General features: G+C 63.2%; 26 protein-coding genes and 1 tRNA gene. 12 read left to right on the top strand and 15 right to left on the bottom strand.

What is annotated here, in order from left to right; all coding sequences use genetic code 11:
• The first annotated feature begins 27 nt into the window (after positions 1–27).
• Both ASB57_RS03100 and ASB57_RS03095 read left to right on the top strand, forming a co-directional pair.
• Positions 28–1,689 carry an FMN-binding glutamate synthase family protein gene (locus ASB57_RS03100; protein WP_057650470.1) on the top strand — a complete coding sequence of 554 codons (1,662 nt, stop codon included), beginning with the start codon at positions 28–30 and terminating at the stop codon, positions 1,687–1,689.
• Between the two features lie 102 nt (positions 1,690–1,791).
• Positions 1,792–2,175 carry a hypothetical protein gene (locus ASB57_RS03095; RefSeq protein ID WP_231755328.1) on the top strand — a complete coding sequence of 128 codons (384 nt, stop codon included), beginning with the start codon at positions 1,792–1,794 and terminating at the stop codon, positions 2,173–2,175.
• Between the two features lie 115 nt (positions 2,176–2,290).
• On the opposite strand, the gene ASB57_RS03090 is transcribed toward ASB57_RS03095, so the two are convergent.
• Both ASB57_RS03090 and ASB57_RS03085 read right to left on the bottom strand, forming a co-directional pair.
• Positions 2,291–2,845 (bottom strand): type 1 glutamine amidotransferase domain-containing protein, encoded by a 555-nt coding sequence (locus ASB57_RS03090; RefSeq protein WP_057650468.1) that lies wholly within the window; start codon positions 2,843–2,845, stop codon positions 2,291–2,293.
• 191 nt (positions 2,846–3,036) lie between these two features.
• Entirely contained in the window at positions 3,037–4,428 is a 1,392-nt protein-coding gene (locus ASB57_RS03085) for a sigma-54 dependent transcriptional regulator (RefSeq protein WP_057650466.1), read from the bottom strand.
• Positions 4,429–4,745: 317 nt separating this feature from the next.
• On the opposite strand from ASB57_RS03085, the gene ASB57_RS03080 reads away from it, so the two are divergent.
• Positions 4,746–5,753, top strand: a complete 1,008-nt coding sequence (locus ASB57_RS03080; RefSeq protein ID WP_057650464.1) for a sigma-54-dependent Fis family transcriptional regulator — start codon at positions 4,746–4,748, stop codon at positions 5,751–5,753.
• Here the strand turns inward: ASB57_RS03080 and ASB57_RS03075 are convergent.
• Positions 5,737–6,159, bottom strand: coding sequence for a PRC-barrel domain-containing protein (locus ASB57_RS03075; protein WP_057650462.1), 423 nt, complete (start codon positions 6,157–6,159; stop codon positions 5,737–5,739). The two genes, ASB57_RS03080 and ASB57_RS03075, sit on opposite strands and share 17 nt — an antisense overlap.
• Before the next feature lie 363 nt (positions 6,160–6,522).
• On the opposite strand from ASB57_RS03075, the gene ASB57_RS03070 reads away from it, so the two are divergent.
• Positions 6,523–8,055, top strand: a complete 1,533-nt coding sequence (locus ASB57_RS03070; protein WP_082621325.1) for an RNA polymerase factor sigma-54 — start codon at positions 6,523–6,525, stop codon at positions 8,053–8,055.
• A 205-nt stretch (positions 8,056–8,260) separates the two neighbouring features.
• Here the strand turns inward: ASB57_RS03070 and ASB57_RS03065 are convergent, their stop codons facing one another.
• Complete coding sequence (locus tag ASB57_RS03065) at positions 8,261–8,587, bottom strand: hypothetical protein (protein WP_082621959.1); 327 nt, start codon at positions 8,585–8,587, stop codon at positions 8,261–8,263.
• A gap of 240 nt (positions 8,588–8,827) precedes the next feature.
• On the opposite strand from ASB57_RS03065, the gene ASB57_RS03060 reads away from it, so the two are divergent.
• Positions 8,828–9,190, top strand: coding sequence for a hypothetical protein (locus ASB57_RS03060; RefSeq protein ID WP_057650455.1), 363 nt, complete (start codon positions 8,828–8,830; stop codon positions 9,188–9,190).
• A gap of 91 nt (positions 9,191–9,281) precedes the next feature.
• Here the strand turns inward: ASB57_RS03060 and ASB57_RS03055 are convergent, their stop codons facing one another.
• The 4 genes from ASB57_RS03055 to ASB57_RS03040 form a co-directional block, all read right to left on the bottom strand.
• Positions 9,282–10,733, bottom strand: coding sequence for a phosphatidylserine/phosphatidylglycerophosphate/cardiolipin synthase family protein (locus ASB57_RS03055; protein ID WP_057650453.1), 1,452 nt, complete (start codon positions 10,731–10,733; stop codon positions 9,282–9,284).
• 66 nt (positions 10,734–10,799) lie between these two features.
• Complete coding sequence (locus ASB57_RS03050) at positions 10,800–11,132, bottom strand: hypothetical protein (RefSeq protein WP_057650452.1); 333 nt, start codon at positions 11,130–11,132, stop codon at positions 10,800–10,802.
• 1 nt (position 11,133) lies between these two features.
• Positions 11,134–11,667: a hypothetical protein gene (locus ASB57_RS31790; RefSeq protein ID WP_057650450.1), complete on the bottom strand. Its 534-nt coding sequence runs from the start codon at positions 11,665–11,667 to the stop codon at positions 11,134–11,136.
• A 76-nt stretch (positions 11,668–11,743) separates the two neighbouring features.
• Positions 11,744–12,079 (bottom strand): YqjD family protein, encoded by a 336-nt coding sequence (locus tag ASB57_RS03040; RefSeq protein ID WP_057650448.1) that lies wholly within the window; start codon positions 12,077–12,079, stop codon positions 11,744–11,746.
• Between the two features lie 310 nt (positions 12,080–12,389).
• Between ASB57_RS03040 and egtD the strand changes: the two genes are divergently transcribed.
• A complete protein-coding gene (gene egtD, locus ASB57_RS03035) occupies positions 12,390–13,391 on the top strand; it encodes an L-histidine N(alpha)-methyltransferase (RefSeq protein ID WP_082621324.1) in 1,002 nt (333 codons plus the stop codon).
• 122 nt (positions 13,392–13,513) lie between these two features.
• Positions 13,514–13,590, top strand: a tRNA-Met gene (locus tag ASB57_RS03030).
• Between the two features lie 287 nt (positions 13,591–13,877).
• Here the strand turns inward: ASB57_RS03030 and ASB57_RS03025 are convergent.
• Positions 13,878–14,204 (bottom strand): hypothetical protein, encoded by a 327-nt coding sequence (locus tag ASB57_RS03025; RefSeq protein WP_057650446.1) that lies wholly within the window; start codon positions 14,202–14,204, stop codon positions 13,878–13,880.
• Between the two features lie 247 nt (positions 14,205–14,451).
• Positions 14,452–14,658, bottom strand: a complete 207-nt coding sequence (locus ASB57_RS03020) for a cold-shock protein (protein WP_057650444.1) — start codon at positions 14,656–14,658, stop codon at positions 14,452–14,454.
• 366 nt (positions 14,659–15,024) lie between these two features.
• Here ASB57_RS03020 and ASB57_RS03015 point away from each other — a divergent pair, with 366 nt between their 5' ends.
• Positions 15,025–15,360, top strand: a complete 336-nt coding sequence (locus ASB57_RS03015) for a hypothetical protein (RefSeq protein WP_057655870.1) — start codon at positions 15,025–15,027, stop codon at positions 15,358–15,360.
• Positions 15,361–15,706: 346 nt separating this feature from the next.
• On the opposite strand, the gene ASB57_RS03010 is transcribed toward ASB57_RS03015, so the two are convergent.
• The 3 genes from ASB57_RS03010 to purB all read right to left on the bottom strand — a co-directional run bounded on the left by ASB57_RS03010 (position 15,707) and on the right by purB (position 18,013).
• Positions 15,707–16,012, bottom strand: coding sequence for a hypothetical protein (locus tag ASB57_RS03010; RefSeq protein WP_231755327.1), 306 nt, complete (start codon positions 16,010–16,012; stop codon positions 15,707–15,709).
• A gap of 91 nt (positions 16,013–16,103) precedes the next feature.
• Positions 16,104–16,325: a hypothetical protein gene (locus tag ASB57_RS03005; protein WP_057650442.1), complete on the bottom strand. Its 222-nt coding sequence runs from the start codon at positions 16,323–16,325 to the stop codon at positions 16,104–16,106.
• Positions 16,326–16,636: 311 nt separating this feature from the next.
• Positions 16,637–18,013, bottom strand: coding sequence for an adenylosuccinate lyase (purB, locus tag ASB57_RS03000; protein WP_057650440.1), 1,377 nt, complete (start codon positions 18,011–18,013; stop codon positions 16,637–16,639).
• Between the two features lie 130 nt (positions 18,014–18,143).
• On the opposite strand from purB, the gene ASB57_RS02995 reads away from it, so the two are divergent.
• Positions 18,144–18,755: a glutathione S-transferase gene (locus tag ASB57_RS02995; protein WP_057650438.1), complete on the top strand. Its 612-nt coding sequence runs from the start codon at positions 18,144–18,146 to the stop codon at positions 18,753–18,755.
• A gap of 5 nt (positions 18,756–18,760) precedes the next feature.
• Here the strand turns inward: ASB57_RS02995 and mnmA are convergent, their stop codons facing one another.
• Positions 18,761–19,873, bottom strand: coding sequence for a tRNA 2-thiouridine(34) synthase MnmA (mnmA, locus tag ASB57_RS02990; protein ID WP_057650436.1), 1,113 nt, complete (start codon positions 19,871–19,873; stop codon positions 18,761–18,763).
• A gap of 219 nt (positions 19,874–20,092) precedes the next feature.
• Between mnmA and ASB57_RS02985 the strand changes: the two genes are divergently transcribed.
• The 3 genes from ASB57_RS02985 to ASB57_RS02975 are packed head-to-tail and all read left to right on the top strand — an operon-like array spanning position 20,093 to position 22,977.
• Positions 20,093–21,211, top strand: a complete 1,119-nt coding sequence (locus tag ASB57_RS02985; RefSeq protein WP_057650434.1) for a Re/Si-specific NAD(P)(+) transhydrogenase subunit alpha — start codon at positions 20,093–20,095, stop codon at positions 21,209–21,211.
• Positions 21,212–21,541: an NAD(P) transhydrogenase subunit alpha gene (locus ASB57_RS02980; protein WP_057650432.1), complete on the top strand. Its 330-nt coding sequence runs from the start codon at positions 21,212–21,214 to the stop codon at positions 21,539–21,541. It begins immediately after the preceding gene.
• The gene (locus ASB57_RS02975; RefSeq protein WP_057650430.1) at positions 21,538–22,977 is read left to right on the top strand and encodes an NAD(P)(+) transhydrogenase (Re/Si-specific) subunit beta; all 1,440 of its coding nucleotides are present in this window, start codon (positions 21,538–21,540) and stop codon (positions 22,975–22,977) included. Before ASB57_RS02980 ends, ASB57_RS02975 begins: the two co-directional genes overlap by 4 nt.
• Position 22,978: 1 nt before the next feature.
• Here the strand turns inward: ASB57_RS02975 and glcF are convergent, their stop codons facing one another.
• A complete protein-coding gene (gene glcF / locus ASB57_RS02970; RefSeq protein WP_057650428.1) occupies positions 22,979–24,259 on the bottom strand; it encodes a glycolate oxidase subunit GlcF in 1,281 nt (426 codons plus the stop codon).
• Positions 24,260–24,265: the final 6 nt, after the last annotated feature.

Raw genomic sequence — 24,265 nt, 5'->3', positions numbered from 1 at the left:
ATAGGCGCGCGATCCGGAGATCCGCACATGCATTGGATGGCAATACGCTTCACGACACTGGCCCTGGTCGCTCTGGGAACGCTCGCTACCGTGGTACTGACAGCCATGGACTCGGCCTGGTGGCTATGCGCCGCGATCCCGCTGCTGGCCCTGCTGTGCCTGGGCATCTATGACCTGATCCAGACCCGCCACGCGATTCGCCGCAACTACCCCATCCTGGGCAATCTGCGCTTCCTGTTCGAAGCCATCCGCCCGGAAATCCGCCAGTACTTCCTGGAAGACGACACCCAGGCCGCGCCCTTCTCCCGCGCCCAACGCTCCATCGTCTACCAGCGCGCCAAGAAGGAAGTCGACAAGCGCCCCTTCGGCACGCAGAAAGACGTCTACGACGACCGCTACGAATGGATCAACCATTCGCTGGCTCCTGCCCACGTCGCCGACAGCGACTTCCGCATCACCATCGGCGGCCCCGACTGCAAGCAGCCCTATTCGCTGTCGGCCTTCAACGTCTCCGCGATGAGCTTCGGCGCCCTGTCCGCCAATGCCGTGCTGGCCTTGAACGAAGGCGCCCGCATGGGCAACTTTGCGCACGACACCGGCGAAGGCGGCATCAGCAGTTACCACCGCAAACCCGGCGGCGCCCTGATCTGGAATATCGGCTCCGGCTACTTCGGCTGCCGCGACGAACAAGGCCATTTCTCGCCCGAAGCCTTCGTGCGCAACGCCTGTACGCCGCAGGTGAAGATGATAGAAATCAAGCTGTCGCAAGGCGCCAAGCCCGGCCACGGCGGCATCCTGCCCGGCGCCAAGGTCACGGCCGAGATCGCCGCGGCGCGCGGCGTGGCCATCGGCCAGGACTGCAATTCACCCGCCGGCCACAGCGCTTTCGACTCCCCGCTGGGCCTGATGCACTTCATCGCCCAATTGCGCGAACTGTCGGAAGGCAAACCGGTCGGCTTCAAGATGTGCGTGGGCCACCCGTGGGAGTGGTTCGCCATCGTCAAGGCCATGCTGGAAACCGGCATCACCCCGGACTTCATCGTGGTCGATGGCGCCGAAGGCGGCACCGGCGCTGCCCCCGTGGAATTCGTCGACCACGTCGGCACGCCCTTGCGCGAAGCGCTGCGCCTGGTGCACAACACCTTGGTGGGCGTGAACCTGCGCGAGCGCATCCGCATCGGCGCGTCCGGCAAGATCATCACCGCCTTCGACATGGCGCGCGCCATGGCCATGGGCGCCGACTGGTGCAATGCCGCGCGCGGCTTCATGTTCGCGGTCGGCTGTATCCAGGCGCAGGCCTGCCACACCGACAAATGCCCGACCGGGGTGACCACCCAGGATCCGCTGCGCCAGCGCGCGCTGGTGGTGCCGGACAAGGCGCGCCGCGTGACCAACTTCCACGACAACACCCTGCATGCGCTGGCTGAATTGATCGGGGCCGCCGGCCTGACCCATCCCGGCGAACTGCGGCCGCACCATATCGCGCGGCGCATCTCACCGTCCGAAGTGCGCCTGCTGTCTTCGCTGTTTCCGGAGCTGGCGCCGGGCGAGCTGCTGGAAGGCAAGTTCCGCCATCAGGTGTTCGAGGTCAACTGGGCCATGGCGCGCGCGGATTCCTTCCAGCCCGCGCGCGACATCACCGCCAGCATCGCGCGCGAATCGCAGCCCGCCGAAAGCGTACCCGCCTGACGCCCCGCCGCCCGGGGGCATAAGCCTTGCTGGTACCCGGCCATCCCCGGCCGCCGCGCCGGCCCCTCAATGACCGCGGCTTCACGCTGCAGCGAGGCTTATATGGCTACCAATAAAACCACCTATCGTGCTGATCCGGACACCGACAACGACGCCCAGGACAACGATGAAGAGTTCTACGACAGCGATGGCGCCGGTGTCGTAGACCCGCTGGATACCGCCGACATCGCGGACGCCGATGCCGGCATTCCTCCGGGACATGGCAACCGGGCCCTGGGCCCGGGCGACTCCTCCGACTCGGGCAGCGACCTGGGCCCCAACGCCCCGGATACCGACACCGACTCCGTGGGCACGGGCGAACGCGCTGACGTCGAAAACGACCAGGGCGACAATCTTGCCGGTGATATCGGCATGGATCGGGTGGTCGGCGACAGCGGCGCGGGCCTGGCGCACACCAAACCCAACCCGACTCGCAACGGCGGTTAAGGCCATGAGCTGAAACCGCCATCGTCATCCGGCGGCAGCAAAAACAATGGGCGCGAGATAAATCTCGCGCCCATTTACTTAGCATGAAGCAATGCGGATCAGGCGGTCAGCGGACTCAGGCCGCCTTCGCGGCTTCCTCCAGCTGCTTCAGCAAGGCCTTGTTGAACGCCGGAATATCGTCCGGCTTGCGGCTGCTGATCCAGTTCTTGTCGACCACCACTTCCTTGTCTTCCCACTTCGCGCCCGCGTTGCGCAGATCGTCCTGCAAGGACGGCCAGCTGGTCAACGTGCGGCCGCGCACCAGATCGGCGGATATCAGCAACCAGGGACCGTGGCAGATCACGGCGACGGGCTTGCCGGCATCCTGCATACGCTTCACGAATTCCCGCGCCTTGGGATGCGTGCGGATGTCATCCGCGTTCACCACACCACCCGGCAACACCACCGCCGCGAAATGCGCGGGATCGGCCTCGGCGAAGGTCAGGTCGACAGCCACCTGCTCGCCCTTGTCGGTGTGTTCGAAACCCTGGATCTTGCCGGTCTTGGCGGAGACCACCACCGCCCGCGCGCCGGCTGCCTGCACCGCCTTGCGCGGTTCCAGCAACTCGGCCTGTTCAAAACCGTCCACCGCCAAAAAGGCAACGGATAAACCCTTCAACGTTTCAGCCATGCTCTACCTCCATTTCGCAGCGCCGCCGCGCGCGTCTGGAAACTTCAGGGCACGGCGGCTGGAAACGACGCCACCGCAAGCGGGATGCCGCGAACGCATGGGCATGCACTGCCGCGCAGGCATGCAAAAGGGGCGGCAATCAGCCGCCCCTTCGGATCCTTCAGGCTCCAGAACAGCAAGCCTTACCTGGATTACTTCGACTCGCTCAAAGCGGCCTCGCCCTTGCCGGCGCCATCCGCCACCTTGGGAAAATGCCCAGCCGCCGCATACTCTTCCAGGCGGTTATAAAGCGTCTTCAAGCTGATACCGAGAATTTCCGCGGCATGCTTCTTGACCCCGCCGCACTGCTCCAGCGTGGCGAAAATCAGCTGGCGGTCGGCATCGGCCAGGGGCACGCCCACCGGCACGGTGATCTGCGTACCCAGGGTCGCCTTCTCGGGCGCGATCTGCAAGGGCACGACATTCGCGCGAATCTCGTTGTCATCGGCCAGAATGAAAGCCCGGTGCACGTAGTTCTTGAGTTCGCGCACATTGCCCGGCCAGGCGTGCCGGCGCATGGCGTCCTGCGTGCCCGTCGTGAACTTCTTGTCCGCGCCCCGTTCCTTGTTGAGGATGTCCAGGTAACGCTGCGCGATCAACAGCACGTCGTCGCCACGCTCCCGCAAGGGCGGCAATTCCAGCGGGAACACGTTCAGGCGATGGAACAGATCCTCGCGCAGCTTGCCTTCCGCCACCGCTTCCTCGGGATCACGGTTAGTCGCCGCCACGACGCGCACGTCGCTGGCAATTTCCTTATTGGTGCCCACGCGCATGAACAGCCCGGTTTCCAGCACCCGCAGCAGCTTGACCTGCAGGTCGACCGGCATCTCGGTGATTTCGTCCAGGAACAGCGTACCGCCGGCTGCCCGCTCGAAATAGCCCTTGTGCTGCCGGTCCGCGCCGGTAAAGCTGCCGCGCTCGTGGCCAAACATTTCGCTTTCGATCAGGTTGGGCGAAATCGCCCCGCAATTGACCGGCAGGAAAGGCCCTTTCCGGCGCGCGCTGAGCTCATGGATGGCCTGCGCGGCCAGTTCCTTTCCCGTGCCGCTATCGCCCATCAACAAAACGGTGGCCTCGGTAGGCGCCACCTTGGCGATCTGCTTGTAGAGCAGCTTCATCGGTTCGGAACGGCCCAGCATCTTGCCGAAGCGGCCGTCTTCCTCGAAGGGGCCGCCCCAAGGCGACAGATCCGCGTTGCGCGGCATACGGCCCAGCACCATTTTCAGGCGCTGAATATTGACCGGCTTGAGCAGGTAATCGATGGCGCCAAGACGCAGGGCGTCCACCGCGCTTTCCACGCTCGCGTGCCCGGTGATGAACACGACGTCCACATTGGGCGAGCTGAGCGCCTGGAAAATCTCCAGGCCATTGCCGTCCGGAAGCTGCAGATCCGACAGCACCAGGTCCGGTGACTGCCGCAGAATCTGTATCTTCGCTTCACGCAAGTCGCTGGCCTGCGCAACGGTGAACCCCTCGTCTTTGACGATTTCCGCCAGTGCGGTCCGCACGGGCGACTCATCATCGACGATCAAAACATGTGGCATGCGCAAAATTTCCCAGGAATACGATCTTTTTTCTCTGGCGCGGCCGGCTTCCGCCCGGCCGCGTCGAGATTACATCCAGCATTTTAGCCGGTCACGCCGTCACCCCGCTCAAACGAGAAAACGGTGCCATAGAGAGGGCGAGCACGGAAGCTTATCTTGCGGTCTTCCAAATATTCGTAATCAATTTGTACAGATGGCTAATATTTTCATCCGCTTTCATGTGCTTGCAATGACGGGTATTCTTGATGAGTACCATGACCCAGACGACCGCGCCATGATAATTGGCGCGTAAAGCACCCAAGAAAGGTAAGACTCGAATGCCCAGCCCCTCCTCGACGCGCAAGAACGCAGCGCGCGTTGACCGCCCTGCCGTTCCCGAACCCGCCGCCATGGGTCTCTGCCCGGCCATGCAGCAACTGGCCCAACAGATCGAAAAGGTTGCGACCACGGAAGCCAGTGTACTGGTCGTGGGCGAAAGCGGCTGTGGAAAAGAACTGGTGGCACGGGCGATCCATTCGGGTAGCGAGCGCGCCAACCAGCCCTTTGTACCCGTCAACTGTGGCGCCATTCCGCCTTCCTTGATCGAGGCGGAGCTGTTCGGGCACGAAAAAGGCAGTTTCACGGGTGCGGTTGCCCAGAATATCGGCTATTTCGAGCACGCTACCGGCGGCACGCTATTCCTGGACGAGGTCACGGAAATGCCGCTGGATATGCAGGTCCAGCTGCTGCGCGTGCTGGAAACGGGCGTGTTCCACCGGGTCGGCGGCCTGCACCCCGTCAAGGTGGACGTGCGCATCGTCGCCGCCACCAACCGGGATCCTTACGCGGCGGTCGAACAGGGCCTGTTCCGCGAAGATTTGCTGTATCGCCTGGCCGTCGTGCCCTTGCGCGTGCCGCCGCTGCGGGAACGCATCGAGGACGTCCCCTATCTGGCTCAACGCTTCCTGGACGGTTTCAATGCCGCCGAGGGCGGCAAGAAGGTGTTCGCCAAGAACAGCCTGGAAACGCTGACGGCATACGACTGGCCGGGCAACGTCCGCGAACTGAAGAATACGGTGCACCGCGCGTTCATCATGGCTGACACCGAAGTCGAAATCCCGGCTCTGGCCTCGACGCGCAAGCCCACCAAGGTGACAGGGATCGCCACCGGCAGCGTGCAGATGGCCGTCGGTACGTCGTTGATGAAGGCGCAGCAGGACCTGATTCTTGCCACCCTGGCGCATCACCAGGGGGACAAGCGGCGCACCGCCCGCACTCTGGGCATCAGCCTGAAGACGCTCTATAACCGGCTTGGAAACTACGGCGCGGCTACCGAGGGGGGCTGATGGCGGCCCAGTCGGCGTCAGCCGAAACGGGCCAGTTGTCCTTGTCGAAACCGCGCGCCTGGCGCAGCCGCTCCAGGTCCACATCGAGCAGGAAGCACTTGCGATCCGTATCCAGGGTCATGGCTTCCCAGGGTATGGCGTACAGCTTCTCGCCGATGCCCATCATTCCGCCACGCTCCAATACCGCATAGGCAATCCTGCCGGTCGGCACATCGAGCATGATGTCCTGCAGCACCCCGAGCTTCTCGCCGGACAGGTTCAGGACATCATTGCCCTCCAACGTGCGCGCCGCCATGATGGCCGGTCCCGGCCCGCTGGCCGAGCGCTTGCCCGACCCCACGATGCGGCTCTCCGCCGCCGCGCCCACGGCCACCGCCTGGCGGCCTGGCTCGCCAAGGCTGTTCATCGAAGAAGGGTCGGCCCCCCCGTACCGCGCTGCGCGCGGCCCCCCAGGGGCCGACCCCAGCAGACCGGGAGACCCGGCTCCGCGGGGTCCTCGCTGGGGCCGAGCTTCTTGCGACTTGGTCCGATCGATCATGATGGCGCGCTCCTGTCCTGGCTCCTGAGAAACTTCTGAAGTTCTTACACGGCGCAGGTAATTCCGCCAGTCCAAACGCGCAAGTTGGATGCCCAGAACCACCGTTAACCAGATTTGTCAGCATACGTCGTGCCGTTCAAAGCCAGCACTGGCGCGGGTTTGCGGGCATCCATCAATAAATTTTTGCGCTGTTTTGAAAATTGGCACGGACTTTGCTTCCTTTATCTGTGAATGGGCGGAACAGTCTTCCCCCAACCAGTTATTCGGAGACAGCAATTGGCACAAGCCACTTACGAGTTGAGGGCACGGCAGCAGACCAGCCTGACCCCCCGCTTGCAGCAGTCCGTGAAACTGCTGCAAATGTCCGCGCTTGAGTTCACGCATGAAATCCAGCAGGCGCTGGCCACCAACCCCTTCCTGGAAGAAGTGGAAGATGACGGTCCCGCGCTGGCGGAGGCACAGGCCCAGGACGCCGAACAGGCACTGACGGCGGATGCCTTGGTCAGCATGCCGGCGACCACCGAATACGAAGCAAGCGCGGACGCGTCGGCCGAAGTGCCGGCGGAATCCGTGACCGAATTGCCTGAGCTGCCGGATCCCCAGGCCGAATACTCCGGCGACTATCCCGCCGCCCGCGGCACCGGCGACGGCGAAACCGACGTCGGCCAATGGGCCCGCAGCGTCCTCGACCTGCGCGACCATTTGAGCAATGAACTATGCAGCTATCGCCTGGCCGATCGCGACCGCATGCTGGCCGCGTACGTCATCGAAGGCCTGGATGAAGACGGCTACCTGCGCACCGACCTGGAAGAACTGGCGGGTGAAGGCGCCTTCGATCCTCCGGCCGAACACGAGGAATGGGAAGTCGCGCTGAAACTGGTTCAGCAGCTGGACGTGCCGGGCATTGCCGCCCGCAACCTGGCCGAATGCCTGACGCTGCAGTTGAAGGCATTGCCGCAGGAAACCGAGAATCGCGAGCTGGCGCTGCACATCGTCGCGAATGAACTGGAACGTCTGGGCAAACACGACTTCTCCGGCCTGGGCCGCAGCTGCCAGTGCAGCGACGACGACCTGCGCAGCGCGTGCGCGCTGATCCGCAGCCTCGATCCCCGCCCCGGCCTGCGCTATGCCAAGCCCGACTCCAGCTATATCGTGCCGGACGTGACGGTGCAGAAGTTCAACGGGCGCTGGATCGTCACCCCCAATCGCTCGTCCATGCCGCGTGCGCGCTTGCATCGCGCTTATGCGGATCTCTTCCGCAGCGCGCGCTACAGCGACCGCTCGCCGATGGCGCAAGAGCTGCAGGAAGCGCGCTGGCTGATCCGCAACGTCGAACAGCGCTACAGCACCATACAACGCGTCGCCGAAGCCATCGTGCTGCGCCAGCAGACCTTCTTCGAATACGGGGAAATCGCCTTGCGCCCGTTGATGCTGCGCGAAATCGCCGATGAGTTGGAAATCCACGAATCGACCGTCTCGCGCGCCACCAGCAACAAGTACATGGCAACCCCGCGCGGCATCTTCGAATTCAAGCACTTCTTCTCGCGTGAACTGTATACGGACACGGGCGGCAGCTGCTCGGCCGCGGCAGTGCGCGCGCTGATCAAGGAAATGATCGATGGTGAAGACGGCAACTCGCCCTTCTCCGATGTCGACCTGGCGCAGAAACTGGGCGAGCAAGGCGTGGTCGTCGCGCGTCGCACGGTATCCAAGTACCGCGGTCAGCTGAAGTATCCGCCCGCGGAAATGCGGCGGGCATATTGAGCTGATGCGGGGCTGATGTAGTACACACGGACAGCAACAGCAAAGATAAAGAGGGCGCCGGATGACACCGGCGCCCTCTTTGTTTATCGGCCGATCATGCACATGCACATGCACATCCACAATCCACATTCACGACCAGCATTTACTCGCGCAATAAAAAACGCGGGCCGCGTAATGCGGCCCGCGCTTTTACCCCCTGCGGCGCTTACTTGTTGCCGCGATTGGGATACGGTGCGCCGCCACCCTGGGTCGGCGTCACGTTGGAGTTGCCCATATCCGAAGGCTGACGCGGACGGTCATTTTCATTCTTCAGATCGCTGTTGGACGTATCGCGATTGACCGGCTGCGTGGCAGTCGGCTTGCCCGAATACGGTGCGGGAGCGGGCGTTCCCGGCGGCACCTTGGAGTTGTTGGGCGGCGTGGCCGTCGAGTCGTTAGGCGTGGTCGACGGCGTCGTGGGCTGGGCCATCGCGGCGCCCGAGGCGCATGCAGTGGCCAGGAGCAAGACGGAAACAAGACGGCTCGTTTTCATGGAGTTTCTCCCTACTTGGTTGACCTGAAAGGACTTGATGACCGGAAAGTCAGTAATGGACATCAGTGGTCTCCTCATAGCAAACCGCGTACCCACAGCCCTTGAACGGACGATAGAACTGACGGGCATACCGGTTGCTATCGACTGTAGAGCCCGGCAATAAGCCGGACCCCGCAGACCCCGGCTCATGGCGGAATCGCCTGGCGCCGCGATGATCGATCCAGAAGAAGGAGAAGCCAAATGAACTTCATCAAACCCACTCTTGCAACCGCCCTGCTCGGCTTGTCCGCCCTGACCTTCGGCGCCCACGCGCAAAGCATCATGACGCCGAAAGAAATCGACGCGCAATACAACTCCGATCAGAAGCGTTGCGACGCGCTGAAGGGGAATGACAAGGACGTCTGCCAGACTCAGGCCAAGGCCACGCGCGACAACGCCAAGGCCGATGCCAAGCAGGCCAAGGAACAAGCCGAATCGCGTCATGACGCGACCAAGGAAAAGCGCGACAACGACTACAAGGTCGCGAAGGAAAAATGCGATGTCATGTCGGGCAACGCGAAGGATGCCTGCATGGCCGACGCGAAGACGCGCTACGGCAAGTAATACTTTCCAGGCAGCGCGCTGCGCTAATGCAGCGCGCATGTCCAAAAAAAACGGACCGGCGCATACCGGTCCGTTTTTGTTTGCGTCATATCTACAAGAAGCGTTCAAACAAGCGTGAGAAAGTTTCCATGAAGCGATCGTCGAAGCCACGTTTGCTCCACTCTTCCTTGGTGACGGGCGTGGCCTCTGCTACGTCGCGCGCGAACAGCGCCTCCATCTCACCGCCGAACTCCGGCCCCAGGATGACCGCGTTCAACTCGTAGTTCAGCGCGAAGCTGCGCCAGTCCATATTGCTGGACCCCACGGTCGACCACACACCGTCGATGACCGCGGTCTTGGCATGCAGCAAGGCATCGCGCCGCTCGTGGATGTGCGCGCCCGCATCCAGCAGCTGTGTGTAGTAGGACCTGCCCGCATGCCAAACCAGCGAGGAATCGCTGAAGCCTGGCAGCACCATGCCCACATCCACGCCGCGCCGCGCGGCATCCGTCAAGGCTTCCACGAATGCGGGATCCGGCACGAAGTACGCCATGGTGATGTGGATGGATCGTTGGGCGCTTTTGATGGCCGAGATCAGCGTCAGGTACAGCGTGTAGCCATCCTTGTCGCCGGGCCGATTGGCGACGATGCGCATCACGGTCGGTCCCTGCGGGGTCGATCGAGGATAAAACTCGCGCGCGTCCAACGGCGGGCCGTGCTGCTCAGCCCACCCTTCCTGCATGACGCGCTCGATTTCACCGACCGCCGGCCCTTCGATACGAATATGCGTATCGCGCCAGGGTGCGGTCTTGGCATCCGGGGTCGGCGAACCCGCGGGTTTCTCCGATGCCTGCCTGCTGCCGCGCGAAAACGACAATGCAGACGATGCGCTGCCGCTTGATGGCGACGACGAATACACGCTGCTGATATTGATGCCACCCAGGAAACCGACCCGGCCGTCCACCACCAGCAGCTTGCGATGATCCCGGTTGTTGGGCGCCCAGCCCGCCTTGGCGCGCACGGGGTCGACCGGATTGAAGACGACGACCTGCACGCCGGCGTCGCGCATGCGCTTGAACAAGGTGTCTGGCGTACCCATGGTGCCCACGCCGTCCACCATCAGCGCCACCGCCACGCCTTCCTGGCGCTTGGCGATGAAGGCATCGGCGAACATGCGGCCGGCCTCGTCGTCATCGAAGATATAGCTTTCCATGTGGACGAACTGACGCGCGGCGCGAATATCGCGCAACATCGCCGCGTAGGTGGCCGGGCCGTCCGACAGCAACGTGACCCGGTTGCCTATCATCAGCGGCGCGCCGCTGATGGCTTCCTCCACCTGCATATGCCGCGCGAGGAAATCGCCCTGCGCCGGCGGCGCCGAGTCGCCATCCAGCTTCTTGACGATGTCCTGACTACGCCTGTAGTTCTGCCACCCTGAATCGGTGGCCACGCCCTTCTGACTTCCGGCACTGGATAGATGGTCGGTGTCGGGTACGCTGGCGCAACCGCACAACGTACCCGCCACCATGACCGCCACGCCCAAGCAGCGCGCCAGCCATCTCATACGGACTCCTTTCCGACGGCCGCTGAGATCCCGCGTGTGTGCGAGTCAGCCGTGGTGCTTGATTAATTATTTCTTCTGGTCCTGGTTCTTCTGGTCCCGCGGCGCGGGCGCTTTGCCGCTCGCGTCCGGCAGGCCTTCGTCCTCGGAGGGCTTGAAACCGAAGTCACGGTTTTCATACTTGCCCTGGTCGTAGTCCCCTTTGTAGCCGCCCTGCTTGCCACGCTGGTAGCCTTCGTGCTCCGCGGCGTCGTCCCACTGCTCCTTGCGGTCGAGCTCGTGCTGCACCCGCGGCGGACCTTCCCGCTGCGTCTGTTCCCGCGTGCGCTCCGGCGTGTCGGCGCTGCCCTTGGTATTGCCCGATGCGGGCATCTTGTGTTCGTCGTTATGTGTGGCTGTCATGCTAGCCCTCCTTGGCCTTGACCAATCGAAAGTCGCGGCTCTTCCCGCTACCGCCGTGTCCCGCAACGGCGCCCGCCGCGTCGGACCAGCCCTGCCAGCGGGCGCCCCGGCGCGGCACACTGATGCCACCGGCATCCGACAGCAACTGCGCCCCCTGTGTTTCCTCGCCCTCTTCGGCCAGCACCGCCACCAGGGCCATCCGCCGCGGACCGCCCAGCCAGTTGCGATGCAGGACCGAAAACAGCGCCGACGCCACCGCGCCGACCACCGCGCCCAGCGCGGCCGCCAGCACACCGGCGACCCCTGGGACATACATCACACAGGCTGCTCCCAGGGCCGCGCCCACGGCGGCGAAAATAGCCGTGTGCAAAACCGCCAGGCGTGCGGCGCGGCGCAGGACCGCCAGGTATTTCGCGTCGCCGTCCACATGGAAGATGTGCACGGCGTCGTCGCGAAATCCCTCGGCCAGCAACGCATGCATGGCGCTTTCCGCGGCCTCGACGCTTTCGAAACCGGCAACGATGATGGACGTCATGGTGATATACCCCGCCGCGCCCTGGGCTCACGCGGCGCGCAACGCGCGCGGCACGCCGCCCCAGGCGCGTGGCCGCCTAGCGGCGGTCGCCAGACGTCAGGCAGGCGCCTACCAGCAGCCCCACCAGGGCAGCCAGGCCGATCGACTTCCAGGCGTTTTCATGGACATACTCGTCGGTCACAGCCGATGCGCGGCGATAACGGTCGGCGGCAGTCTGTTCCCATTCGCCGGCCACGCCCTTGGCAGCGTCCAGCTGACGGCGCAGGCGCTTACGGGCGCCTTCGACTTCCTCGCCCGTGTAGGAGGCGGTGGAACGCAGCAGATCCTCCGTACCGGCGACAAGCTCGCGGAAGCTGGCGGCGACTTTGTCCTTGTTGGCGGCGATCTCGGCGGAATGTGAATTCGTTCTCATGGCGGCTCCTTGAAGGATTCCCAACATTTTCCAAAACGAAAAATGCGGCGACGGGCCGAACGCCCGTCTGACACCTTTATTCTGGGCGCCGTGTGTTAGCGCTTTGTTTGGTATTGGCAACCAGCGGTAAAGCGCTATTTCAGCAAGCACGTTGGCGACAGTATCAGGGTATTGTCGCTGGGTCGACGACTTTGGCGCGGTGCGGACCAGGCATCCCGGCCCTTCCCGCAGCCCTCCGACAGGCACGTAGCTTGCTTAGTCGGGCGACTCAGTGCCACGCCGCTGCAGGAACCATCTCCCGAGGCCGCCAATGTACAACCCGTCCTACGCTTCCACCTACAACAACGCCCACGTCAAGATCCACCCTTCTCCCCGCTTCCATCAGTTGCACTCTGAAGACAATGATGCCGTCCGGACGGAGATAGAACGCGGCCTGCGCGCGGAGCGCGCCAGCATCAGCCCCAAGTATCTATACGACGAACTGGGCTCCAATCTGTTCACCGCCATCACGCAGTTGCCGGAGTATTACCCGACCCGCAGCGAACGCGAAATCGTCGATCGCCACGCGCCGGCGATATCGCGGCATGTGGGCCCCGTGCGTACCCTGATCGATCTTGGGGCCGGCGACTGCGTCAAGGCCGAGCGGCTGTTCCCCTATCTGACGCCTGCCCAGTATGTGCCGGTGGACATTTCCGTCGATTACCTGCGCCAGGCGGTCGACCGTCTCGGCGCCCGCTACACGGACATGGACCTGGTTGCCGTGGGCACCGATTTCTTCGAAACCTTGAATCTGCCACCCGACGTGGGCGAGGTGGAGCGGCTGTTCTTCTATCCCGGATCCAGCATCGGCAACCTGGCTCCCGATCACGCGGCGGCATTGCTGACCCGGATACGCCAGGCGTGTAAGGGCGGCAGCCTGCTGATCGGCGTGGATCTGGTCAAGCCCCGCGCCCTGCTGGAGCCGGCCTATGACGACGCCCTGGGTGTCACCGCCGCCTTCAACCTGAACATGCTGCGCCATGCCAATCGCATCATCGACGCCGACTTCGACGTCGCGCAGTGGTCCCATGTCGCCTTCTACAACGAGGCGCAGTCGCGCATCGAGATGCATCTGCAGGCCGAAGCCGACCTCACCGTGACCTGGCCCCGTGGCCAGCGCAGCTTCGAGCGCGGCGCGCGTATTCATACCGAGAACTCGTACAAGTACTGGCCGTCGACCTTCAAGGCCATGCTGGAACGGGCCGGCTTCCACAACGTGCGTTACTGGACGGACGAACGGGAGTGGTTTGCCCTGTTCGGCGCCCGCGGATGAAAAGTGGCCGGGGGCTGTTGAAATTGCTTTTTTCCGTGCTAGAATCTCGTTCTTTCCTGGAGCACGCTCTGGATCGCAAGGAAGCAGTTCCTGGCGACACCTAGCGAACCGTTCTGGAAGAAGGCGCATTAGCTCAGCCGGTTAGAGCGACGGAATCATAATCCGCAGGTCCCCTGTTCGAATCAGGGATGCGCCACCAAAGAATTCGAAAGGCCTCCGCTAACGCGGAGGCCTTTTTGCATTGGCGCCGCGGAATGAAGCATCGATTGCCGCCTCGGCCGAATATACGTATCCCACCCTCCTCCCAATTGTGGAGGGATTGTGCAGGAAATTTGTCATCCAGGATGACACTTCATAAGGGAAAACCCGAGCCCTCATCCGTGTGTTTTGATTATCTCAGCCGCCTGGATTTACATATAGACATGCACGGATTTGCGCCAAAAGGATTATTTGTATTCGACTAGAGACATTATCTCCGCGCCATTACTATTTCACTCCGGGGTCGTAAATCGCGGCCACGAAGACGCCCACGGCAGACCCGCACAGGGCGATTTTCACCAGCAGACTCAATTCAACCGTGGTCAAAGTGTGCGGCAGGTATTGGTTCACGAACGCGCCCGGAAACCAGAGCCGCAACCCTTGAGGGAACAATACGATGACCGTCACGATGGCGCAGCGCGCCACCCAGAGAAAGCCCGCCGGCCACGCATGGCGGCGCAAACCGACCTCGCATAACCAGGCCAGCACGGTGCCGGCGATCAGGCTCCAGATGCCCGTGCTCAAGGCAGCCCCAAGGGTGCCCGTCGTGCTCATCACAAACCACGCTCCAGATTCTTGGAATTTTTCTCATTATCACCTGGAGCGGGCCCGCCGCCCGGCCGACCTGGGCGCCAAGCGGCACAAGGCGTGGCGCGCAGGGCCGCGACGTTGTAAAAAAGCAGCGATCGCGGGCTGCGGGGGTGCATGGACGAAGCGAGCGGCCATGAAAAAAGCCCCGACAATTGCGGGGCTTTGGTTGCGTCAGCTGCTTGAAAAGCGGCTGAAGCAGGTCATCAGCAGCTTACTGCGGCTGAATCTTGGTAGCTTGCGGGCCCTTGGGACCGTTTGCGACAACGTAGGTGACGCGTTGGTTCTCTTCCAGCGAGCGGAAACCCGAACCCTGAATCTCGGAGAAGTGCGCGAACAGATCCTTACCACCCGCATCCGGAGTAATAAAGCCGTAGCCCTTTTCAGAGTTGAACCACTTAACGATGCCGGTTTCTTCCATACCGTCGATCCTTGCATAAAAGGGCAATTAAAAGCCCGGGATAAGAGCGCCTTTCAAGCAAGGGACGTGACAATAGGGAGACCGGGAAGAACTCGACAACTGTACCAATACCGCACGCTTGAAAACCTCGACGACACTATGAGACTGTCGCTGGTTTAAGTCAAAAACATTTTAATCGAAAATCGGTTTAATTGAAACTGGATGTTACGTAGCTCGAAAAACTAACGGTCACACTTACCGCGCGTTGCACATAGGCGCGCTTATAACGCCACGTTTGGCGAATATTTCACTACACACCCCGGTAATGCTGCTTATTTTTTAAGCAATACGGCATACGGGGTAATGCAATCTACCCAGGTGAACCTCATGGAAATTACAAGCACCCGCCGCCAGAACATCACCAGCGGCGTCGCCCTGCACACGACGTTGGATGGCGAAGTGATCCGCGCTTACGCAGTCGTCAGCGCGCCGGACCTGAATGCCATCGCGCAGATCGTGCCACCCGAGGAAGTCGAGGCCGGCGGCGAAATCCACGCAACCGCCGTCACCGACGCGGACAGCGCGGAAAGCCAGGTTTTCGACGTCCTCGACAACATCAATCCCAATGACATCGCCGTCTTCCTGTGCGCCAATGAAGCCGCGTACCTGGCCGCCCTCGCCCTGCTGGGCCTGCGCGACGACCAGGACACCGGGCTGCATTAAGGCAGCCTGGGCGAACGCCGGCAGACCTTTCACGACACGGGCATGCGCCTTGCATAGGGGAAGATGAACCGGTCGACGGCGACCGGGCTTGCATAAGGAGACCGTCATGCGCGGCATACTGCTTTGGCTACTGGGCATTCCCATTCCCGTCATTATTCTCTTGTGGCTTTTCCACGTGATCTGACCCTTACGAGCTGAACGCCGTCTTTCCGGCAAACGAAAAAAAGCCACGCTTAGCGTGGCTTTTTTTCTTCCCCTGAGCTGTCGCGCAAATGTCGGCTAACTGAATGATGCGGGCTGAACCCAGGCATTCTTGCAGAATCCAATCACTCCGCGTCAGCTCCCTTCAACCTGCCGGCACCTGGTAAATCCGCTTTTCCGCCATGCGCGCGGGCGTTTCGGTATAGATGAAACGCGGCCGTGCGCCCGTCTGCACGGGTGCCAGACGGAAGCCCATGTCCATACCCCAACGGTCGGTTTCGCGCACCCACTGGGTGTGGCAGCAGGAGCAGCGATAACGGTCTTCCCGGTGGTTTTCGCGATGTTTCTCAGTCGGGCGCACGAAACCCTCGTGCACCAGGCTGGGGTGGGCCTGCAGGCCCGAAGTCGCAACGGCAATGCTCTGGCAAGGCAGGCACATCATGGCACTCATATTATTCTCCATGTATTGAGGTAGATATAAACGGAAGCGACAAACGCCTCCGTCCGCAGCGCAAAGAAGCAGAAAACGGGTAATGCGAGATTCAGTTCAGATCGTCGGGCGTGAGGGATTCCAGCACTGCCCTGCCGTCGTCGATACTTTCTCCAACCGAGGGGAAACTGTCCGGCGAATAGATGTAGCGGAGGGACGCCGGCGCGCGCCTGCGGTCCTCCACCTGGATGCGCCAGTGGAATTTCCCGTTCTCGGCTGGGTCGACCAGCAAGGTGGCTCCCCACCCATTCGAATTTTTTGCAAAAACTTCCATTGCGTTTCGCATTTGCTATGTGTGACCTCCTTAAGCAAGTGGCGTGCCCAGGGGTCTTCCCACAGCCAATTATTTGCCTCTCCCCTATGAAAATAGTTCCTTTAGCTGGGGCGGCAACGGCGGCTTTGCTCAACTATTAAGCAAATTTGCCTATGGAAATAGATACAAAGGCGTATGCACGAGTAACCCAATTTTTCCCGTACCCCATCCACGAAGCCACGAGGACGGCCCCGGCATCGCGCCGGAATTAATCGAGCCGGAAAGCAAAACGCCCCCTTGCGGGGGCGTTTGATACTGCGTGGCGGTAAGGCTTAAACGGCGCGCGCCAGCTCCGCGGCCAGACCGATATAGGAACGCGGCGTCATGGCCAGCAGACGCGCCTTGGGCTCTTCAGGCATGGCCAGGCCCTGGATGAATTCGCGCAGAGCGCTTTCGGTGATGCCTTTACCCCGCGTCAGCGCCTTGAGTTGCTCGTAGGGCTGCGGCAGGCCATAACGGCGCATGACGGTCTGAACCGGCTCGGCCAGCACTTCCCAGGCGGCGTCGATGTCCGCGTCGATGGCGGCCGCATTGACCTCCAGCTTGTCCAGGCCACGCAGGCAGGCGTCCCATGCCACCATGCAGTAGCCCAGGGCCACGCCCAGGTTACGCAGGACCGTCGAATCGGTCAGGTCGCGCTGCCAGCGCGACACGGGCAGCTTGTCGGACAGATGGCGCAGGGTGGCATTGGCCAGGCCCAGGTTGCCTTCCGAGTTTTCGAAGTCGATCGGGTTGACCTTGTGCGGCATGGTCGAGGATCCGACCTCGCCCTCCTTCAGGCGCTGCTTGAAATAGCCCAGGGCGACGTAACCCCAGATATCCCGGTTCAGGTCCAGGATGATGACGTTGGCGCGCGCCACGGCGTCAAACAGCGCGGACATCCAGTCATGCGGCTCGATCTGGATGGTGTGGCGGTTCTGGGTCAGACCCAGGCCATTGAGGACACGCTGGCTGAAAGCTTCCCAGTCGATTTCCGGATAGGCCGACAGATGCGCGTTGAAGTTACCGACCGCGCCGTTGAGCTTGGCCAGCGGTTGCACGGCGGCCACCGCGTCGATGGCGCGTTGCAGGCGGGCCGCGACGTTGGCGAACTCCTTGCCCAGGGTGGTCGGGCTGGCCGGCTGGCCATGGGTGCGCGACAGCATGGGCTGATCGGCGTTGGCATGCGCCAGGGACGTCAGCTTGGCGGCGACCTTTTTCAGGGTCGGCAGCACGACGTTGTTGCATGCGCGCGACAACATGAGCGCATGCGAGGTGTTGTTGATATCTTCCGAGGTGCACGCGAAATGGATGAATTCCGCGGCGCTGGAGAGTTCGACGTGATCCGCCACCTTTTCTTTCAGCCAATACTCGACGGCTTTGACGTCATGGTTGGTGACGCGCTCGATTTCCTTGATGCGCGCGGCGTCCGCTTCGCTGAACTCGTCGACCAGCTGCTTCAGACGGGCGCGCGCCTCGTCGGAGAAACGGGGCAGCTCGGGCAGGCCGCCGTCGGCCAGCGCCACCAGCCAGGCCACTTCGACTTCGACGCGATGGGCCATGAAGCCCGCCTCCGACAACAGGCCACGCAAGGCGTCGCCGCGCGAGGCGTAACGACCGTCGAGCGGCGAAAGAGCATTGAGTTGGCTGAGTGTGGGAGCGATATGCATGGAATAGGGCTGAAAGGTGAGAAACCGTTGAAAAACTGGACGATTTTATCATCCGTGGCTCGCCAGCCCCGAATCATGACCGCGGCATCCTGGTATACTGCGGCCGCTTTCCGACTATGACTGTGACACCATGAAACTTATCGGTTCTCATACCAGCCCTTACGTACGTAAAGTGCGCGTTGTCATGGCGGAGAAAAAACTCGATTACCGGATGGACGTCGAGAACGTCTGGTCGCCCGACACCAAGATCCAGCAATTCAATCCGCTGGGCAAAGTGCCGTGCCTGGTCATGGAAGACGGTGGCGCCCTGTTCGATTCGCGCGTGATCGTCGAATACCTGGACACGCTGTCGCCGGTCGCCCGGCTGATTCCCCAATCGGGCCGCGACCGCGCTGCCGTGAAGTGCTGGGAAGCCATCGCCGATGGCGTGCTGGACGCCTGCGTCGCCATCGTCAAGGAAAAGCAACGTCCGGAAGCTCAGCAGAGCATCGACTGGATCAGCCGCCAATACGCCAAGATCCACGCCAGCCTGGACGCCATGGACAAGAGCCTGGGCGAACACGCGCACTGCATGGGTATCAACTACAGCCTGGCCGACGTCGCCGTGGGCTGCGCCCTGGGTTACCTGGACCTGCGCTTCCCCGATCTGAACTGGCGCGATGGCCACGCCAATCTGGCGCGCCTGTTCGACAAGCTGATGATGCGCAACTCCTTCATCGACACGGTACCGCCCGCGGCCTGATGGCCTCAGGCGATGATGCCGCCGCCCAGGCACACGTCGCCGTCGTACAGCACGGCTGACTGCCCCGGCGTCACGGCCCATTGGGCCTCTTCGAAATCCAAGGTAAAACCGGTCCCCGCCGCCTCGCGCAATGCGCAGGCCGCGTCGGTCTGGCGATAGCGCGTCTTCGCGCCGTATCGGCCCGCCGTGGGCGGCACACCGGCAGCCCAGCTGGCATCCTGAGCCGTCAGGGTTTGCGACAGCAGCCAGGGATGATCGTGTCCCTGCACCACATATAGCGTGTTGTTGCCCAGGTCCTTGCGCGCCGAATACCAGGCGTCGGAAGTCCCGTCGTCCCGCTGCGCGCCCTTGACGCCGCCCACGCCCAGGCCCTTGCGCTGCCCCAGCGTATAGAAGGACAAGCCTTCATGCGTGCCGACGCGCTTGCCATCCGGCGTCAGGATGGGGCCCGGCGCGGTGGGCAGATAGCGGTTCAGGAACTCGCGGAACGGCCGCTCGCCGATGAAGCAGATGCCGGTGGAATCTTTTTTCGCGGCGTTGTGCAAACCGATTTCATGGGCGATGCGCCGCACTTCGGTCTTGGGAATTTCACCCAGCGGGAACAGGGTGCGCGCCAACTGCGCCTGGTTCAGGCGATGCAGGAAATAGCTCTGGTCCTTGCTGGCGTCCAGTGCCTTGAGCAATTCGAAACGCGGGCCGGCAGCTTCATCGACGCGGCGCACCCGCGCGTAATGCCCGGTGGCGATCTGCTCGGCGCCCAGGCTCATGGCGTGGTCCAGGAAAGCCTTGAATTTGATCTCGGCATTGCACAGGACGTCGGGATTGGGGGTGCGGCCGGCCGAATATTCCCGCAGGAAATCGGCGAACACGCGATCCTTGTATTCCGCGGCGAAGTTCACCGCCTCGATATCCACGCCGATCAGGTCGGCGACGCTGGCGGCGTCCAGCCAATCCTGGCGGGTGGAACAGTACTCGGAATCATCGTCGTCTTCCCAGTTTTTCATGAACAGACCGATCACTTCATAACCCTGCTGCTTCAACAGCCAAGCGGTCACGGACGAATCGACGCCGCCGGACATACCGACGACGACACGGCCTTTGGAGGGGGAATGCGACATGAGGAAAAAATCAACTGGGGAAAGGGACCATTTTAACGCCCCGCCCCTGCCCGCCCCCGATAACCCCCACAAAGTGCCCCAAACACGGCATCATGTCACCCGGCAACAGAGCTACACGGCATCACCTGAGAACGCAAACCGCCCTTGCAAAAGGGCTGTGCGTCGCACGGCAGAGGGCTTGGCGACAGGCCCGCGGCACCGGCGCATTCTGGAGGATCCATGATAGTCGGAGTTCCACGCGAGACCCTGCCGGGTGAGACTCGCGTCGCTGCAACACCGGAAACGGTGAAGAAATACGTGTCCGCCGGACACGCCGTATGCGTCGAACAGGGCGCCGGCACGGCGGCCCGCTATCCCGACGAGGCCTACACCGCGGCGGGCGCCAGCCTGGGAACGACGGCCCAGGCAATGGGCGCGGAGCTGGTGCTCAAGGTACGCTCGCCGGCCGGCCCGGAACTGGGCCTGCTGAAGCCGGGCGCGATCGTGGCAGGCATGCTGGACCCCTTCGATGCCGCCGGCCTGGCCGCCCTGGCCGCCACGGGCGTCACCGGCTTCGCGCTGGAAGCCGCCCCCCGCATCACCCGCGCGCAAAGCCTGGACGTGCTGTCCTCGCAGGCCAATCTGGCTGGATATAAGGCCGTGCTGCTGGCCGCCCACCATTACGGCCGCCTCTTTCCCATGATGATGACCGCCGCCGGCACGCTGAAGGCCGCCCGCGCGGTCATTCTTGGCGCCGGCGTTGCCGGCCTGCAGGCCATCGCCACCGCGCGCCGTCTGGGCGCCGTGGTGGAAGCCTCCGACGTCCGCCCCGCCGCGCGCGAACAGGTGGAGTCGCTGGGCGCCAAGTTCATCGACGTCCCTTTCGAAACCGACGAAGAACGCGAGATCGCCCAGGGTGTCGGCGGCTATGCGCGGCCCATGCCGGCCGCCTGGATGGCGCGCCAGGCCGCCCTGGTGTCCGAACGCTGCCGCCAGGCCGACATCATCGTGACCACCGCCTTGATTCCAGGCCGGCCCGCGCCCACGCTGGTCAGCGCGGAAACCGTGCAAGCGATGAAGCCGGGCTCGGTGGTGGTCGACCTGGCCGTCGAACGGGGCGGCAACTGCCCGCTCACCGAAAAAGACCGGGTGGTGGAAAAACACGGCGTCACCCTGGTCGGGCTGACCAATCTGCCGGCCCTGGTAGCCACCGACGCGTCCGCGCTATATGCGCGCAATCTGCTCGATTTCCTCAAGCTCATCACCGCCAAGGATGGCGCGCTGGCGATCCAGCGTGAAGATGAAATCGTCGCGGCCTGCCTGGTCTGCGAAGGCGGCAATGTTTTGCGGAGCGCGTGAATGGACACCATCAGCCCTACCCTGATCAATCTCATCATCTTCGTGTTGGCCGTCTACGTGGGCTACCACGTCGTGTGGAACGTCACGCCCGCCCTGCATACCCCGCTGATGGCCGTGACCAACGCCATCTCGGCCATCATCATCGTCGGCGCGATGCTGGCGGCGGCGTTGACCGAAGGTGGCCTGGGCCGTGCCATGGGCGTATTGGCCGTGGCCCTGGCCGCCGTCAACGTGTTCGGCGGCTTCCTGGTCACGCGGCGCATGCTGCAGATGTTCAAGAAGAAAGACCGCCCGGCGGCGGCGAACCCGGGCAAGGGAGGTCACGCATGATCTCCCTGAACCTGGTCACCCTGCTCTATCTGATCGCTTCGGTCTGCTTCATCCAGGCCCTCAAAGGTCTTTCCCATCCGACCACTTCGCGTATCGGCAACGCCTTCGGCATCGCCGGCATGGCCATCGCCGTGCTGACCACGGCGGCCCTGATCGCCGGCCTGGCCCGCCCGGGCATGGCCACACCCGGCCTGGGCTGGGTGCTGCTGGGCCTGCTGATCGGCGGCAGCCTGGGCACCGTCATGGCCCTGCGCGTGGAAATGACCAAGATGCCCGAGCTGGTGGCCTTCATGCACAGCATGATCGGCCTGGCCGCGGTCGCCATCGCCGTGGCCGTGGTGGCCGAGCCGCATGCTTTCGGTATCGGCGTGCCCGGCGCCGGATTGCCCTTCGGCAACCGCATCGAGATCTTCATCGGGTCCTTCATCGGCGCCATCACCTTTTCCGGGTCGGTCATCGCCTTCGGCAAACTATCCGGCAAGTACAAGTTCCGCCTGTTCCAGGGCGCGCCCGTGGTGTTTCGCGGCCAGCATGCCCTTAACCTGCTGCTGGCCCTGGCCATGCTGGCCTATGGCATCTGGTTCGTCACCAGCCAGTCGTGGACGCCTTTCGTCGTGATGCTGGCCATCGCCTTCGTCCTGGGCGTGCTGATCATCATCCCCATCGGGGGCGCCGACATGCCGGTGGTGGTGTCCATGCTCAATAGCTATTCCGGCTGGGCGGCGGCCGGCATCGGCTTCTCGCTGGACAATCCGATGCTGATCATCGCGGGGTCGCTGGTGGGTTCGTCGGGCGCGATCCTGTCGTACATCATGTGCAAGGCGATGAACCGCTCCTTCTTCAACGTCTTGCTGGGCGGCTTCGGCAATGGCGCGGGCGCGGCCGACGCGGCCGGCGCCGCGCAGCAACGCAGCGTGAAATCGGGCAGCGCGGAAGACGCCGCGTTCCTGATGGAAAACGCGGAGTCCGTGATCATCGTGCCGGGCTACGGCCTGGCCGTGGCGCGCGCCCAGCATGCGCTGAAGGAACTCGCGGCCAAGCTGACCGCCAAGGGCGTGTCGGTGAAGTACGCCATCCACCCGGTGGCGGGCCGCATGCCGGGACATATGAACGTGCTGCTGGCCGAGGCCGAAGTGCCCTACGACCAGGTCTTCGAGATGGACGACATCAACGGCGAGTTCGGCCAGACCGACGTGGTGCTGGTGCTGGGCGCCAACGACGTCGTCAACCCGGCCGCCAAGAACGATCCGCAGTCGCCGATCGCCGGCATGCCCATTCTGGAGGTCTACAAGGCTCGTACGGTGATCGTCAACAAACGGTCCATGGCGGCCGGCTATGCCGGCCTGGACAACGAGCTGTTCTACATGGACCGCACGATGATGGTCTTCGGCGATGCCAAGAAGGTCATCGAGGACATGGGCAAGGCGGTGGAATGATTCAGCTGGCGGGCGCCCGCGCCAGGCGCTCGTCCAGCGATTCGATCCAGTGCCGCACCGGCGTCGCCGTGCCGCTTTGCAGATGGCCGATGCAACCGACGTTGGACGACAGGATGATGTCCGGCCGCGCGGGCGCGATGGCCGCCAGCTTGCGGTCACGCAAGGACAGCGAGATGTCCGGATTCAGCACCGAGTACGCGCCCGCCGAACCACAGCACAAATGTTGCTCGTTGAAGGGCTGCAGTTCATAGCCCAGGTCGGCCAGCAGGGTTTCCGTCAGCGGCCGCAAAGCCTGCCAATGCTGCAAGGTGCAAGGCGGATGGAAAGCCGCGCGCACGGGTGCATGCGGCTCATGCCGTCCCGGCAGCCTTGGCTGTCCGGACGGCGCGCCCGCCAGCCGCCCACGCAGTTGCGCGGCGTGCGGCGCCACGATTTCCGACACGTCGCGCACCATGTCCACGATACGGGCCGCGCGCTCCGCGTAATGGGCATCGTGGCGCAGGTGATGCGCATATTCCTTGACCATGGCGCCGCAGCCGGACGCATTGATGACGATGGCCTCGACCGCCCCATCGCGCACGGCCGGCCACCACGCATCGATGTTGGCGCGCATCTGCCGCAAGGCAGCATCCTGGTCGTCCAGATGGAAGTTGACGGCCCCGCAGCAACCGCCCACGCCCAGACGCGCGCCGACGCCGATGGCATCCAGCACGCGCACCGTCGCCGCGTCGATGGTGGGCATCATTGCCGGTTGCACGCAGCCCGCCAGCAACAGCACCTGGCGCGCATGGCCGCGCGTATCGGGCAAGGCGCCGGCGGCGCGACGCTCGGGAACCTTGCGCCGCAAGGCGGCGGGCAGGATGCCGCGCAAGGCCTGCCCCAGGCGCAAGGCCGGCGCGAACAAGGGTGAATTCAGGCCTTTGCGCAGCAAGGCCCGTCGCAGCCGCTGCCGCCAGGGACGTGGCACGCGTTGCTCGACCAGATGACGGCCGATATCCAGCAGATGCCCATACTGCACGCCGGAAGGACAGGTCGTCTCGCAATTGCGGCAGGTCAGGCAGCGATCCAGATGCGTCTGTGTCGACGGTCCCGGCTCATTGCCTTCCAGCATCTGCTTGATCAGATAGATGCGGCCCCGCGGGCTGTCCAGTTCGTCGCCCAGCACCTGATACGTGGGGCACGTCGCCGTGCAAAACCCGCAGTGCACGCAACGCCGCAGGATGGCGTCCGCTTCCTTGCCGAGATCGGTGTCGCGCGCCCATGATGCGATTTGGGTCTGCATGATGCG

The organism is Bordetella sp. N (assembly GCF_001433395.1).
Classification (GTDB): Bacteria; Pseudomonadota; Gammaproteobacteria; order Burkholderiales; family Burkholderiaceae_B; genus Bordetella_C.
This window is presented reverse-complemented; position numbering and strand designations above follow the sequence as displayed.